Raw genomic sequence first — 14,480 nt, 5'->3', positions numbered from 1 at the left:
CTTTTTTTAACCTGTTTTGGGCTCATAAAAAGGAGAATGATTGTTGTTATAGGTAGTATTCCCTTACAGAAACACGCTATGAAGAAGATTTTTTTACTGCTGATACTGATGTCGATGGCCGCCGTTGGCCTACGCGCGCAGGAGGACTTTAACGGGCGGATGGTGCTTACCATTAGCGGTACCGAAATTAAGGAGCCCATGGATATAACCTACTACTTCCTAAACGGCGAGGTGCTGATGAAGCCCCAGATCCGCGATAAGGAGAGCGGCAAGGAGGCCGAGGTGGGCATCCTATTCAAGCCCCAGCAGCAGGTTTTCTTTATCCTGATGGGCGGCAAGGACGGCAAGATGGCCATGCGCAAAACCTACGACAACATCAACGAAATGCTCGACACCACCAAGGTAGAGCGGCCCAAGATCACCCAAACCAGCGAGACCAAAAGGATCAACGGCTACCTCTGCCGCAAGGTGATCGCCGAGACCTCCACCGCCATCATGGACATGTGGGTTACCAACGACCTGAAGTTCAGCCTCGGCAAGCTGATGGCCTACTCGAAGATGAACATGGGGAAGGGCCGCAGGCAGGCCTCTGCCGATAACGGCTGGGGCAACGTTAAGGGCGCCTCGCTCGAGACGGTGGTAAAGGACAAGCAGCGAGGAAGCACCTCCACCATCCTGGTTAAGGAGATCAGCACCGAGCACCCCAGCGCCTCGCTTTTCGACATGACCGACTACCAGGTGATGGAGATGCCTTCGCTAAAGGACATGCTGCCCTTCGGAAAGAAGCGGTAGCGCCACCGGTTGCCGCTACAGTAACCTGAGTTTCTCTATAATCCCAGCCCCCGGATGCTGTTGCCGCTTGTCGGCAGTATCCGGGGGCTTTTTGCGTGGGGTGCCGCAGCGTCTGGTGAGGGTGTTGCCCGAACTTTTTAGCTATCCGCTGTCGGAAAATGGGCTTCAGGAATTGTTGGAATGAAAAAATCGTTAAATTTGGGCTGCTGGTCTTTGAAAAAGTGCCCCCTTCCGGTGCTCGGAAATGGTTTCAAGAGGTGAAAGTGGTTTCCGAGCATGCTCGGAAATGCCTTTTGTGCTTTGGAGGTGTTTCCGAGTATGCTCGGAATTTGTTTTTCGGGTTGAAATTCATTTCTGAGTATGCTCGGAAAAGGTTGTCGAGGCTTGGTGCTATTTCCGAGTATGCTCGGAAGTGCTTTTAGTGCGAAGGAGTGAATTCCGAGCATGCTCGGAAACAGCTTTCGGGGTGTACACCTATTTCCGAGGTGCAAGGTTTGGGAGCTTGGGCGCTTCCTACCCCAATCTCCGAGGGGAGAGGGGGCCTCGGCAAGGCTCCAGGTGCAAATGCACCGGAGCAGCAGGGGCGCCGCCATGGGTCAGCATCAACCTACAAAAGGAATTGGCATGAAGCTTACAGTTGCACTTGCCCGCACGAAGCTCAACGACGAGGTTGGGTACGGTTACGCGCTAATTTCGGCCGCCGAGAGCATGGCGCCGCCAGCGCTGATGGCCTCGAAGCCGTACCTCCGGATGGTGGCGGCCTACGAGAGGCTGTCGGACGGGCAGTACAAGCATCGGAAGAACGCCTACACCGGGGAGCTGCGCGAGCTCGATCGGCGGCGCGACCGCTCGTTCCGCTCGCTATCGCTGGCCGTTCAGAGCGCCGCCTGCTCGGGCTACGAGGACGAGGAGGCGGCCGCAAAACCGCTCGTGGAGCTGATGGAGCGCTACGGCAGCAGCTTCACCCACGGTTCGAACATGGGCGAGTCGGGCATGCTCTCCAAGCTGCTTGTCGACCTGAGGGCGGGCAGCTGCGCCGAGGGCGTTGGCAAGCTGGGGCTGGAGCGGAAGGTGGCGCAGCTCGAGGAGCTGGAGTCGGAGTTTGCCAGCTGCCAGCGCTTGAGCATCGGCGATAGAGCGGAGTAGAATCGCACCCTCTCGGCGTCAACCGTTCGGCACGACTTCGAGGAGGCGGTGCGGGTGTTTATGGTCTACCTCCAGGCCAAGCTGGCGGAGGAGGACGATGAGCGGTGGTGCAGCTTCTGCGGCTCGGTGGCTACGCTGAACAAGGAGCTGGCCACGCGCGAGGCGCTCCGGGTCGCCGCACGAAAACGAAAGAAGAAGAATGAAGATATCCAGCCGTGAGGTTGTGCCTTAATTTAATTTTTATGTTAGAGGCCCCCAGCAATGGGGGCTTTTTTGTGCGGTGTAGGCAGCAAAAAAGCGCCGTCCCAAGGGGCGGCGCTTCTCAGTATTATGGTAGTGCTCTTCGGCTAGATCTTTCCAATTGCCTTAAGCTCCTTCTCGAGCTGGTCTACCAGCTGCTGCATGCGGCTGGTAACGGTAAGGAACGACTCCTCCTTGGTCATATCGATGCCCGCCTTCTTCAGCAGGTTGATGGGGTAGTCGTTGCCGCCGCTCTTCAGCAGGGACATGTAGCGTTCCTTGGCGGCATCGGCCTCCTTCTTGTTCTTAGCCTTTGCGATGCTGCTGTAAAGGGCGTTGGATGCGGTAAACGACACGGCGTAGTTGTACACGTAGAAGTTGTAGTTGAAGAAGTGCATCACGCGGGGCCACGAGTACTTCAGGTTTTCGGGCTTCTCAACGCCCGGACCGTTGTACTTGGCGTCGATATCGCCGTAAACCTTTGCCATGATGTCGGCGTTAAGCGGCTGGTTCTGCTCCACCATGGTGTGCATGGTGTACTCGAAGTCGGCAAACTGCACCTGGCGGTAGAAGGTGCCGGCAACGTTGTCGATGGCTTGGATCAGCAGCGAAATCTTCTCGTTAGGATCTTTGGCCTGCGCTAGCAGGTAGTCGAGCAGCACGCATTCGTTGAAGGTTGAGGCTACCTCGGCCACCATCGAGTTGCTGCCCGAGTAGGCGTAAGGCTGGTTCTTCTGCGAAAGGATTCCGTGTACCGAGTGACCGAGCTCGTGGGCAAGGGTAAATACGTTATCGCGGGTTTCGTTCCAGTTCATCAGCACGTAGGGGTGAACGCCGTAGAGGGCTAGGTTGTAGGCGCCGGTTTGCTTGCCGGGCTTCTCGTACACGTCGATGCGGCCAGGGGCGAGCATCTGCTTAAAGGTGTCGTAGTACTCCTTGCCCATAAACTGCAGGGCGCTGCTAACGATGCTCACGCCCTCGTCCCACTTGTAGGTACGGCTGAAGTTTACCAGCTCGGCAGCAGCATCCGATCCGTAGTACTTGGTAAGGCCAAGCGCGCGCTTGCGGAGATCCCAGTACTTTTGAAGAGGGGCCACGTTGCTTTGGGCAACCTTAAGAAGTGTTAGGTAAACATCCTTCGGGATGTCGTTGCCCGAAAGGGTTGCCTCCAAGCAGCTGGGGTAGTTGCTCAGCTTCGAACCGGCCACGCTATTCTGCATCTTGGTAAGGTAGATGTCGGCAAACGTGTTGCGGTTCTTGTAGTAGTACTCGCGGTTGGCGTTGGCCACCTTGAGTCGGTCCTCTTGGCTGTGCGATGTGGCGTAGATACGCGATGTCACGGCTGGCGATGCGGTAACCACCTCGCCGGTTGATAGCGTTACCTTCGGGAACTCGATATCGGCGATGGCCAGCGAGTTGTAGATGCGTAATGGGGCACCAAGAGAGCGGCTGTACTCGTTAAGGATATTCTGCGTCTTCTCGTCGAGGATGTGGGCCCGCTCGCGGTAGAAATCGTCGAAGTCGTGCTTGTAGATGGCCAACTCAGGCACCTCGCTCATCCACCTATTGCAGGTTTCTTGGGGGAGAGTTGCCAGCTCGGAGGCGTACCAGGTGCGGTTCTTGCTCATCTGGATGCTTACCGTTTGAAACTCCTGCTGCTTGGCGCGGTAGATGGGGTTTTTACCATCGACATCATTTTGCAGACGAACGTACCACAGTAGCCTTGAGCCCATCTGTCCGGCCTGCTCCTCTAGCTTGATGTAGCCAAGAAGCGCTTGAGGATCTTTAGATATCTTCCCCTTATACTCGAGGAATTTTGGGGTAAACTCGCTGTACTTCTTCAGCTCCTGCTGCCACGCATCCCAGCTGGGGTAGATGTGGGTGAAATCCCAGCTGTAGGCTGGATCCTTTACGTCAACCTTAGCGGTTGCCTGTCCGAAGCTAACGTTGCAAGCCATTGCAAGTGCTAAGGCCGAGAAAAGCATTTTCTTCATAGAATTGTAGATGTAAGTTTTTATGTGTGGTTTTGTACAGAACGTAAAATTCAGCGTTACGTTACACATTGCCCCTGATAAATGTTGCTAGCAAATAGCTCCTGTTTGACAACATCGCTGCCAATAACCTTCGCGAACAGCCGGAGTTTGTGGAAAAAATCTGTAGCCCATTTGCTATTGGAGGTATTGGCCGAAAATTTTAACGCCGCTAATGGTGATGTACGCCCAAAGCGCGTAGCGGGTGAACTTGCCAAGCGTCATAAACAGCAGCACCTTGTGGTAGGACGCCCTCATAAGTCCAAGAACAATAGGAATGAAATCGCCAATAAATGGGAGCCATGCAAAGAAGGCTATGGTGGAACCGTATCGCTTTACGATCCGGCTACATTTATCGAGATTCTTTTCCTTAACCCTAAAGTATTTTTCGAGCCACTCCCACTTACCAAGGTAGCCCAGCAGGTATCCGGTCATACCGCCCAGCGTGTTGCCCACGGTGGCAATAATGGTGGCATAAATTGGGTTGGCCCCAGCAATCAGGAGTCCAATAAACACCACCTCCGAGCTCATAGGAATAACGGTTGCCGCCAAAAAGCAGGCAAGAAAAAGTCCGATGTAGCCGTATTCAATGAGGTTTTCCATCCACTAAAATTTCCTTAAAGGTAAAAATTCCATTAAAACGAGACTATCTATCTGCCATTTTATGCGTCGAGTTGTTTTTACTACATACGATCACAAAATACTACTGGCGATGAAAATTGAGATTTGGGCCGATGTTGTATGCCCATTTTGCTACATCGGCAAGCGTAAACTAGATGCAGCCCTTAAGGATTTTCCTCATGCCGATAGGGTTAAGGTGGAGTGGAAAAGCTACCAGCTGGCACCTGACATGAGGCCAGAACATGATAAAAGCGTTGTATCCTACTTTGCGGAGCGGAAGCATATATCGGAAGAGGAGGCTTATAGCATCTATAGCCATGTTGCGCAGCTGGCTAAAGACAATGGCATTGATTTTAATATTAACGATGCGATAATCTGCAACACCTTCAATGCGCATAGGCTCTCGCATCTAGCCAAAAGCTATGGGCTACAATCGGAGGTCGAAGAACGGCTTTTTGCCGCATACTTTACTGCGGGTAAGGACTTGAACGATATTAATGAACTAGCCAAGATAGGAGCAGAGGTGGGCCTCGAAGTCAATGCCGTTTGGCAGATGCTTATCGGCAATCAGTTTGCCGATGAGGTAAAATGGGAAATTGCCGAAGCAGGTCGGCTCGGCGTGCAGGGCGTTCCTTTCTTTGTCTTCGATAGGAAGTACGCCATTTCGGGGGCGCAGGAGAAGCAGTTCTTTACGCAAACCCTCGAGAAGGCTTGGGCGGAGAGCCTGCCCATATTCCGGGAAGAAAATATTATAAAGGGAGAAGGCGGGACTATAGATCAGCTACTATAGCAATTGTTGATATGAAAAAGGAGGTCTAGAAGACCTCCTTTACTATTTTTTCGATGTTGTCGGGCTTGCCCATGGTGTAGTAGTGTAGCACCGGAACTCCGGCAGCCTTTAGTTCCTTGCTCTGCGCAACTCCCCACTCAACGCCCACCTGACGAACCTCCTCGTTGTTCTTACACCTGTTAACGGCATCCACCAAATCTTGGGGAAGGTCGATGTGGAAGGTTTGCGGAAGCATGGTAAGGTGCTTCTTCATGGAGATAGGTTTCAGACCAGGAATGATAGGAACGGTAATGCCAATGGCACGGCACTGCTCCACAAATTCGAAGTACTTAGCGTTGTTGAAGAACATCTGCGTAACGATATAGTCGGCACCAGCATCAACCTTAGCCTTGAGATTCAAGAGGTCGGTTTCTAGGTTCGGAGCCTCCGAGTGTTTCTCGGGATAGCCGGCAACACCAATGCAGAAATCTGTCTTGTGGATATTTACCGTTTCAGGGTCGATGTACTTCCCGTGGTTAAGATTGTGCACCTGCTTAACAAGATCAATGGCTAGCTTATTGCCTCCTTGCTCAGGCATGAACCCCTTTGAGCCCTTCTCGGTATCGCCACGAAGGGCAAGCACGTTGTCGATTCCTAAAAAGTTGAGGTCGATAAGGGCATCTTCGGTCTCCTCGCGAGTAAAACCACCACAGATAAGGTGGGGCACCACGTCAATTCCATACTTGTACCTAATACCTGCCGATACGCCAACGGTTCCAGGGCGCTTCTTTATGATTCTCCGCTCAAGCAGTCCGTTAGCCTGTTCGCGAAGCACCACCTCTGGACGGTGGTAGGTAACGTTGATGTACGATGGCGAGTAGGGAAGTAGTGGCTCTATGGTTTCCTCTATTTCGCTAAACGACGCTCCCTTGAGTGGCGGCAGCAGCTCGAAGGTAAATAGCGTCGATTGGGATCTGTTTATGATGTCGATAACTTTCATCTAGTTGTTATGGCAATTATTCTTTAATAAACAAAATTGAATAGTGTCTTCAAGTTTTGTTAGTCGCTCGTCCCCCTTTGAAGGGGGCAGGGGGATGATTGCTCTCTTTCAGTAATCCACTCTTCAATTGTTCTACTAACATTATTGAGGTCGTTCATCACCTGAGAATCCTCAAAACGTAAAATGGTAATACCATTATCTGTTAGAAATTTCTCTTTAGCGATATCTTTTTGGTATGTCTCCTCCCAAGTATGAGTAATTCCATCTGTTTCTATAGCAAGTTTTAAATCCTTACAGTAGAAATCAACAATGTAATTGCATATAGGGTATTGTCGCAAAAAAGAGTAGCCCATCATTTTCTTTGCACGAAATAGTTCACACCAAAGCCTTACTTCTGCTTTAGTGCTTTGACTTCTATGTTCTCTGGCAAATGCTTTTAAACGGTTGTACTTTTCACTTTGCATAGTAAATGAATATTACTTTCATCCCCCGGCGCTACGCGCCACCCCCTTTGTAAGGGGGACGCGTACTGATATCACTTTTCTCTTAATCTGAAACTGCTCGTATTTCTAATACCCCAAATTTGGTCTCAGCAACTTCTCCGCTTCCTCTATACTTACACCCTTGCGCTGCGCATACTGCTCCACCTGCTCCTTGGTTATGCGTCCAAGGTTAAAGTACATCGATTCGGGGTGGGCAAAGTACCATCCGCTTACCGATGCTCCGGGGTACATGGAGTAGTTTTCGGTTAGCTTAGCGCCAATGTTCTTTTCGGCTTCGAGCAGGTCGAAGATGGTGCGCTTTTCGCTATGCTCGGGGCATGCGGGGTAGCCTGCAGCGGGACGAATACCCTGATAGTCCTCGTGGAGCAGCTCCTCAATGGGTAGCTCCTCGGCGGGCGAGTAACCCCAGAACTCCTTACGGACGCGCTCGTGCAAGCGCTCGGCAAAGGCTTCGGCCAACCTGTCGGCAAGCAACTTTACCATGATGGCGCTGTAGTCGTCGTTCTTGGCCTTAAACGTTTCGGTTAGCTTATCGGCACCGTGAACGGTAACGGCAAATGTTCCTAGGTAATCCTTACGTCCGCTTTCGAGTGGCGCAATGTAGTCAGCCAACGAGTAGTTTGGCTTAGCCTCTTCGGTGCGCTTCTCTTGGTTGCGGAGGAAGTGGAAGCGAGAAACCTCATCACCCTTGGTGTTGAACAGGACCACATCTTCGTCGATGCTGTTAGCGGGAAGTATGGAGTAAACGCCGTTTGCAGTAAACAGTTTTTCTTCGATAATTCGCTTAAGCATCACCTGTGCATCGTCGTAAAGTTTCTTAGCCTCCTCGCCTTTAACGGGGTCGTGGAATATCTTCGGATATCTTCCGGTGATGTCCCATGCAAAGAAGAAGTAGGTCCAGTCGATGTACTTTGCCAGCTCCTCTAACGAGTAATTGTCGAGTACAAACGTGCCCAGCTGCTTGGGCTCAGCGATGGGGAGCGTTGCCCAATCAGTTTTTACGCAGTTGGCACGTGCCTCTGCAAGCGAAACGTACTCGCTTGCGCTGCGGCGGCGAGTATGCTCCTCGCGCATGGCGGTGTACTCCTCGTTGATATTGCCAAGATACTCCTTCTTGTTCTCTGATATAAGGCTGCGCACCACGCCAACAGCGCGCGAGGCATCCTTAACGTAAACGGTTCCGTGGCTGTACTCGGTGGCAATTTTAACGGCGGTGTGAATCTTGCTGGTGGTTGCGCCGCCCAGTATAACGGGGATATTGAAGTCTTGTCGCCTAAGCTCGCGGACGGTGTGAATAATTTCATCCAACGATGGGGTGATAAGGGCGCTTAGGCCAATCACATCTACGTTGTGCTCCTTGGCGGCCTCCAGAATCTTTTCGGCAGGCACCATTACTCCAAGGTCGATAATCTCGTAGCCGTTGCAGGCCAGTACTACGCTAACAATATTCTTACCGATATCGTGTACGTCGCCCTTAACGGTGGCCATTAGCACCTTGCCGGCCGACGATAGATCGCCGCTCTTAGCCTTTTCCTCCTCGATGAAAGGGGTAAGGTAGGCAACAGCCTTTTTCATCACGCGGGCGCTCTTTACCACTTGGGGCAGGAACATCTTTCCGGCACCAAACAGGTCGCCAACCACGTTCATGCCGTCCATCAGCGGATCCTCTATCACCTGAAGCGTAGCAGGGTAGTTGTGGCGGGCTTCTTCTACGTCCTCATCGATATAGTCGGTGATGCCCTTTATCAGCGCATGCTTTAGCCTTTCGGCAACGGGCAGCTCTCGCCAAGCATCTTTCTTGTGTTCCTCTTCGCCGCCTTTGGCTTGCGCCTTAACCTTATCGGCATACACTAAAAGGCGTTCGGTGGCATCCTTGCGGCGGTTGAGAACGGCATCCTCTACCAGCTGTAGCAAGTCGGGGTCGATGGTGTCGTACACCTGAAGCATTCCCGGATTAACGATACCCATATCCATACCAGCCTTAATGGCGTGGTAGAGGAATACCGAGTGGATGGCCTCACGTACGGTGTCGTTGCCGCGGAAGCTGAACGAGAGGTTGCTCACCCCACCGCTGATCTTTGCGTATGGACAGTTCTTTTTGATCCACTCGCAGGCCTTGATGTAGTTAAGCCCGTAGCTGTTGTGCTCCTCAATCCCTGTGGCAATTGCCAAAATGTTGGGGTCGAAAATGATGTCCTGTGGCGGAAATCCTACCTTTTCGGTAAGTATTTTGTACGATTTTTCTGCAATCTCAATTTTACGCTCGTAGGTGTCGGCCTGCCCCTTTTCGTCGAAGAGCATAACAACGGCAGCAGCGCCGTAGCGCTTCACCAGCTTGGCCTTGCGGATGAACTCCTCTTCGCCCTCCTTTAGGCTGATGGAGTTGACCACCGATTTACCCTGTACGCATTTCAATCCAGCCTCAAGTACCTCCCATTTCGACGAGTCGATAACGATGGGCAGGCGGGCAATTTCGGGTTCTGATGCAATTAGGTTGAGGAAGTTTACCATCGCGCTCTTGGCGTCGAGCATGGCGTCGTCCATGCACACGTCGATAAGCTGAGCGCCGCCCTCCACCTGTCCGTTAGCGACCGATAGCGCCTGCTCGAACTTCTCCTCACGGATCAATCTGGCAAACATCTTCGATCCGGCCACGTTGGTACGCTCGCCGATGTTCACGAAGTTCGACTCCTTGGTTACGCTGATGGGCTCCAGTCCGCTGAAGGTAGTTACAGGTTCACGCTTAACGATTTCGCGTGGAGCATGCTTCTCTGCTACCTTTGCAATTGCTGCAATATGGGCAGGAGAGGTGCCGCAGCATCCTCCGATGATGTTCAACAGCCCATCCTTCAAAAATCCCTCAATGATATCGGCCATCATCTCAGGAGTTTGGTCGTACTCGCCAAACTGGTTGGGCAACCCAGCATTTGGGTGTGCGCTTATGTGGAAGGGCGCTTTCGCGCTAATTGTTTCGATGAATGGGCGCAGTTGCTTGGCGCCAAGGGCGCAGTTGAAGCCCACGCTTAGCAGGTTTACGTGCGATACGGATACCAGAAAAGCCTCGGCGGTTTGTCCAGATAGGGTTCGTCCGCTGGCGTCGGTGATGGTACCCGATACCATAACGGGGATGTCTACCCCATTGTCGTCGTTGTACTGCTCGATGGCGAATAGGGCAGCCTTAGCGTTGAGCGTGTCGAATACGGTTTCAACCAGCAGTACGTCGGCACCACCATCAACCAAGCCGCGAACCTGCTCGTAGTAGGCGCGTACCAGCGTATCGAAGCTGATGGCGCGGTAGGCGGGGTTGTTCACGTCGGGCGACATGGAGGCCGTCTTATTGGTGGGCCCTATGGAGCCAGCTACAAAGCGGGGACGATCGGCGGTCGAATACTTTTTGCATGCCTGCTTAGCCAGCCGTGCGGCCTCGAGGTTAATCTCGTACACCAAATCCTGCATCTCGTAGTCGGCCATCGAGATGGCGTTGGCGTTAAACGTATTGGTTTCGATGATATCGGCACCTGCCTGTAGGTACTCCTCGTGGATGGCGGTAATAACCTGTGGCTGGGTAAGCACCAGCATATCGTTGTTACCCTTAACCCGTGCTGCTATGCTAGCAAATCGGCTGCCGCGGTAGTCCTCTTCGGTTAGCTTAAAGCGTTGGATCTGTGTTCCCATTGCGCCATCAAGCACCAGTATCCTGCGGCGGAGCGCCTGCTCCAGATTGCTCCTGTTCGACATATATCTTGCTAATTGATTGAAACGTTGTTGTCTGAGCGGCTAAAAATACGAAAAAAGAGCAGGATTCCCTTTCGGGCACTACCTCATGAATCCCAAATTCTTGTAATTCCGCATCTTTTGAGTTAATCTAGGTTTCGCTTGCAGGGGTAGCGTTAATCTAAAGTTATGAAGGTCGAAATCGGGCAAATTGAAAAGCTCCGTAGGGAAAAACTTATGGTTCGTAGGATAATTCTTCTTACTCCTCCTCGAGCGCGCTGCTTATGGCAGCAACCTCGTCCATCGCCTTCTTCAGCTGATCTAACTCCTGCTTGGTTTTCTTGCGAATGTAAAAGATCAGCGCTGCAAATATCACAATGCCCGATATCCAGATGTAGGTGAAGAACCATGCAGGAAGGGTTGCCTTGAACTGTGGCAGCATCATGCAGAATCCGGCAACGTATAGGCCAAAAATGATGTAGGTAAATGCTCCGTGTATTTTGCGTCGGGTGTTGTAGAAAGAGGTTAGCATCCTAAGATACTCCGTTGTTCCTGTTGTAATATCTATCTTATTTAGGAGCATCACGCTCAACCACTCGACTCCGATGCGGATGCATAGGGCTCCGATCATCAGCTGAATGCCCTTTGCAATGTGGCTGCTATTTCCTTTGGTTATTAGGGCGAATGCTACGAGCATAATAAGGGTAATTCCGAGCACCACGATGGTGGCGACATGCTTTTGGTGCGAGCTCTTTACTCTCTTTTTGGCAATGCCTGCAACGGCGTTTGCGCTATTTTTGGGGGTTGGTACGGGTTGCTTTTTCCAGCCAGATACCATATCGTCGAATTCGTTCATCTTCTTTTCTGATTAAATGATCTTAAGCGTTCTGTGCAACCTTGTTTTGGTAGACAGCTCGGAGCTTCTCCTTTAGCCTGTGGATTTTTACCCTCGTGTTTCCTTCGCTTAATCCTAGCACTTGGGCTATTTCTGGTTGAGGCAGCTCTTCGAGGATCAGCATGGCCAGCACTCTGTCGGGTTCGTCGAGCTGCGCAATGCACTGCTGTAGGATCTCCTGATCGCTGTGCTGCTTCTCGGCCGAGTCGCCCTCCGGTGCTTGGTAGCTCTGTATCCGGTTCTGGTAACTTTTGCTCCTGCGGATTTCGGTGAGGCAGCAGTTTACCGCTATGCGGTACAGCCATGTCGATACCTGGCTTTGGTTCTTGAACTCGTCGTGCTTTTCCCATACCCGGATGAAAACCTCCTGCGCTAAATCGGCAGCCAAGTCGGCGTTCCCCTTCACATAGCCCAAGCATAGGCGGTATATGCTTGGGTAGTGCTGGTTGTAGATGGCTTGAAAGATATCTTGTTCCATTCGTTTGCTATCGCTTTGCAGGTATAAAGCCCTTTAGCTCGTTTAGCAGCACCGTCGGTTGGTCGAACATCACGAAGTGCGCAGAGTTGTCAACAAACTTAACAGTTTTATTCTTTAGGTTGGCGTACTGCTCGTTGTTCATCTTTACAATTTGGTCCTTCGATGGGTACTTCCCGGCTGCGAGCACCAGCACGGGCTGCTGGATGTCCTTAACCGACTCGCGCAGATCTAGGCGCATCAGCTCGGTGTAGCCGTACACGTAGGTCTTGCGATCGGCCTTCATCATCCATTCTACAATTTGGCGCTGGCGGAGCGTGTCGGCGCACATGTTGGCCGCCATCTGCTGCTGCATGGCCCCGAAGGCTGCCTTGTCCATCGCCAGTAACCTTTTATTATAGGGGTTGTCGAAGGTAACGTACTCGGGCTTGAAGTTGGGGATCATCACCATCCCAATGCAGGGGAGCATATCTACCACCACCAATCTTGTAACCCTGCTTTGGGGAGCCGCGCAGAGCATCAGCCCGAAAGTTCCCCCAATGCTATGGCCCACCACGGTTACATCCTTTAGCCCTTTATTGCTGATGTAGCTCTCAATCGACTTCTCCACCGTAGGCAGCCAAAGCGTATCCACGGGAGCAACGCCGTCGAATCCAGCGTAGGTTACCACGTGGCACTCGTGGTTCTTCTTTAGCTCGGCCACCGTCTCGTTCCATACGCTGCCGGGGCATCCGAATCCGGGAAGCAGAATAACGGGCGATCCTTTGCCGGTAACTTCAACGCGAATAGCGCTCTTCTGAGCAAATCCTGTAAATGCCATTAGGATGGCGATGGCTGCAAATGCGAATCTTTTCATTGTTCCTGTTTTTTAGGTTTGCCTTTTGATGCAGCCGGTGGAGGATTGTTACAGGATCGGATGTTTTTTTCAGAATTCTTTTTGATGGCGATGTAGGGAAATAAGAAAGGAGATGCACATCTGCATCTCCTTTCTTGTATGTTGCTAGTAGGCTAAACTAGTTGAAGTCGGGGAAAAGTTCGTTAAAGAGGTTGCCAAAAACGCTTACAACAGTAGCCTTTGTGCCATCGTTGTATGCGATCATAGGTTCGTCGTTCTCCGAGTTTTCTGTAACAAGAACAGTTCCTATTTTGTCGCCAGCAGGGTAGGTGTATAGGGTGAGGTTAATCTTGCTATAGATATTTTCCCCATCCAACGCTTCGGCCATTGTGCCGCTATACGAAATCTTTCCTTCGAGTTTCAGGTTGCTCAGCTGAGCGAAGGCATTCCCGCTTATAGATACTGTTTCTTTCTCGACGTTTATGTTAGCAGCAAGGTTTCTTCCTGTAGATATAATTGTAGTTGAACCATTCTTTAGAAAGCTGTTGTCGGTAGTTTTGTAGCCTGTCTCGGTGGCGCTAAAGCTTTGGTGCGACTCTAGTGTGTAAGGGGCTGCGGTAATGCTCAGGTCGTACGAGGCAACACCCGAAGAGGCAATGCCATCGAGGTTGAGGTCGGCTATTGCAGCCTTATACGAGAACTTAAACACTACAGCACCATCAACTTTAAGTTCGGCCTCAATCTTGGTAGGAACGTACTCTTCCTTCGATTGAATATACTGCTCGCTGTAGGCCGAAATGGTTAATTCTGCATTGTTCTTGGTCCCAGTTTTTGTAGATGGGAAGAGGTATACAATCTTATCGGTCACATCAGAGCTGTGTACAAACTCACCCTTGCTGTAGGTATACTTCCCGGAGTGCTTGGCAAAGTTGAAAGAACTCTTGGCTGGAGCAACGGGCGACATTAGCGGATTGCTACGCGAAGCCAGTAGCTTAACCATGCCGTCGGATGATGCTACGCTTTCAACAGCATCGGGGAATAGCCCATCAGGAGTAAGCTCTACAAGGGTTTTAATGGTAGTAACACCCTTGTTAGTCTCAATACCCGAAATTTCCTGCTTTAGATTTGTGCTGGTGCTCTGGATGGCGGTTGATGCTTCTTCCCTGGTTAGGTTTTTTGCATCATCATCCTTGCTGCACGAAAAGAAAAGAGTGGGTAGTGCCATTGCGGCAACAAAAAGTACTTTCTTCATAAACTAAAATTATTTGTTTTGTGAGTGGCAAATATAGTTTTTTCTTCGAATCGTCGAGCTGCAACTTCTTTATTGTATCTCTTTGAAATTGGCGAATGCTCCTTCTTTTGACTGTTCAATTATGGATAAGTTGATACTTGTGAGCCTAAACTTTTTGCTTTTTTCTGATAGAAGCATTTGATGAGCCTGTTTAGGTTAAGCAGCGCTG

At 51.2% G+C, this 14,480-nt stretch carries 12 protein-coding genes; 3 read left to right on the top strand and 9 right to left on the bottom strand.

Translation table 11 applies throughout. The annotated features are described in order from the left end of the window. Window positions 1-78: 78 nt before the first annotated feature. Complete coding sequence (locus ACHZA1_RS06430) at window positions 79-792, top strand: DUF4412 domain-containing protein (RefSeq protein WP_320054406.1); 714 nt, start codon at window positions 79-81, stop codon at window positions 790-792. A gap of 624 nt (window positions 793-1,416) precedes the next feature. Next, window positions 1,417-1,938: a DUF6261 family protein gene (locus ACHZA1_RS06425; protein WP_320054405.1), complete on the top strand. Its 522-nt coding sequence runs from the start codon at window positions 1,417-1,419 to the stop codon at window positions 1,936-1,938. Window positions 1,939-2,285: 347 nt separating this feature from the next. Here the strand turns inward: ACHZA1_RS06425 and pepF are convergent, their stop codons facing one another. Both pepF and ACHZA1_RS06415 read right to left on the bottom strand, forming a co-directional pair. Further along, a complete protein-coding gene (gene pepF, locus ACHZA1_RS06420) occupies window positions 2,286-4,172 on the bottom strand; it encodes an oligoendopeptidase F (protein ID WP_320054404.1) in 1,887 nt (628 codons plus the stop codon). Between the two features lie 174 nt (window positions 4,173-4,346). Then, complete coding sequence (locus ACHZA1_RS06415) at window positions 4,347-4,811, bottom strand: YqaA family protein (RefSeq protein WP_320054403.1); 465 nt, start codon at window positions 4,809-4,811, stop codon at window positions 4,347-4,349. 109 nt (window positions 4,812-4,920) lie between these two features. Between ACHZA1_RS06415 and ACHZA1_RS06410 the strand changes: the two genes are divergently transcribed. Then, entirely contained in the window at window positions 4,921-5,619 is a 699-nt protein-coding gene (locus tag ACHZA1_RS06410) for a DsbA family oxidoreductase (RefSeq protein WP_320054402.1), read from the top strand. 25 nt (window positions 5,620-5,644) lie between these two features. Here ACHZA1_RS06410 and metF read toward each other — a convergent pair whose 3' ends face one another. From metF to ACHZA1_RS06375, 7 genes are all read right to left on the bottom strand, one after another. Further along, window positions 5,645-6,598: a methylenetetrahydrofolate reductase [NAD(P)H] gene (metF, locus tag ACHZA1_RS06405; protein WP_320054401.1), complete on the bottom strand. Its 954-nt coding sequence runs from the start codon at window positions 6,596-6,598 to the stop codon at window positions 5,645-5,647. 59 nt (window positions 6,599-6,657) lie between these two features. Continuing rightward, window positions 6,658-7,062, bottom strand: a complete 405-nt coding sequence (locus ACHZA1_RS06400; protein ID WP_320054400.1) for an endonuclease domain-containing protein — start codon at window positions 7,060-7,062, stop codon at window positions 6,658-6,660. A gap of 105 nt (window positions 7,063-7,167) precedes the next feature. Continuing rightward, window positions 7,168-10,839: a methionine synthase gene (gene metH / locus ACHZA1_RS06395; protein WP_320054399.1), complete on the bottom strand. Its 3,672-nt coding sequence runs from the start codon at window positions 10,837-10,839 to the stop codon at window positions 7,168-7,170. Window positions 10,840-11,074: 235 nt separating this feature from the next. Beyond that, the gene (locus ACHZA1_RS06390) at window positions 11,075-11,671 is read right to left on the bottom strand and encodes a hypothetical protein (protein WP_320054398.1); all 597 of its coding nucleotides are present in this window, start codon (window positions 11,669-11,671) and stop codon (window positions 11,075-11,077) included. A gap of 22 nt (window positions 11,672-11,693) precedes the next feature. After that, a complete protein-coding gene (locus tag ACHZA1_RS06385; protein ID WP_320054397.1) occupies window positions 11,694-12,188 on the bottom strand; it encodes a sigma-70 family RNA polymerase sigma factor in 495 nt (164 codons plus the stop codon). A gap of 7 nt (window positions 12,189-12,195) precedes the next feature. After that, on the bottom strand, window positions 12,196-13,041 hold the full coding sequence (locus ACHZA1_RS06380; protein ID WP_320054396.1) for an alpha/beta hydrolase: 846 nt from the start codon (window positions 13,039-13,041) through the stop codon (window positions 12,196-12,198). 157 nt (window positions 13,042-13,198) lie between these two features. Continuing rightward, on the bottom strand, window positions 13,199-14,272 hold the full coding sequence (locus ACHZA1_RS06375; RefSeq protein ID WP_320054395.1) for a hypothetical protein: 1,074 nt from the start codon (window positions 14,270-14,272) through the stop codon (window positions 13,199-13,201). Between the last annotated feature and the right edge of the window lie 208 nt (window positions 14,273-14,480).

The sequence above is a fragment of the uncultured Acetobacteroides sp. genome, from assembly GCF_963667355.2.
Taxonomy (GTDB): domain Bacteria; phylum Bacteroidota; class Bacteroidia; order Bacteroidales; family ZOR0009; genus Acetobacteroides.
The sequence above is the reverse complement of the archived record's forward strand: the minus strand, read 5'-3'. Positions and strand labels throughout refer to the sequence as shown.

Coding starts and splice junctions, on each gene's coding strand:
- metH (WP_320054399.1), bottom strand. CDS start 10,839: ATGTCGAACAGGAGCAATCTGGAGCAGGCGCTCCGCCGCAGGATACTG.
- ACHZA1_RS06385 (WP_320054397.1), bottom strand. CDS start 12,188: ATGGAACAAGATATCTTTCAAGCCATCTACAACCAGCACTACCCAAGC.
- pepF (WP_320054404.1), bottom strand. CDS start 4,172: ATGAAGAAAATGCTTTTCTCGGCCTTAGCACTTGCAATGGCTTGCAAC.
- ACHZA1_RS06375 (WP_320054395.1), bottom strand. CDS start 14,272: ATGAAGAAAGTACTTTTTGTTGCCGCAATGGCACTACCCACTCTTTTC.
- ACHZA1_RS06410 (WP_320054402.1), top strand. CDS start 4,921: ATGAAAATTGAGATTTGGGCCGATGTTGTATGCCCATTTTGCTACATC.
- ACHZA1_RS06400 (WP_320054400.1), bottom strand. CDS start 7,062: ATGCAAAGTGAAAAGTACAACCGTTTAAAAGCATTTGCCAGAGAACAT.
- ACHZA1_RS06425 (WP_320054405.1), top strand. CDS start 1,417: ATGAAGCTTACAGTTGCACTTGCCCGCACGAAGCTCAACGACGAGGTT.
- ACHZA1_RS06415 (WP_320054403.1), bottom strand. CDS start 4,811: ATGGAAAACCTCATTGAATACGGCTACATCGGACTTTTTCTTGCCTGC.
- ACHZA1_RS06390 (WP_320054398.1), bottom strand. CDS start 11,671: ATGAACGAATTCGACGATATGGTATCTGGCTGGAAAAAGCAACCCGTA.
- metF (WP_320054401.1), bottom strand. CDS start 6,598: ATGAAAGTTATCGACATCATAAACAGATCCCAATCGACGCTATTTACC.
- ACHZA1_RS06380 (WP_320054396.1), bottom strand. CDS start 13,041: ATGAAAAGATTCGCATTTGCAGCCATCGCCATCCTAATGGCATTTACA.
- ACHZA1_RS06430 (WP_320054406.1), top strand. CDS start 79: ATGAAGAAGATTTTTTTACTGCTGATACTGATGTCGATGGCCGCCGTT.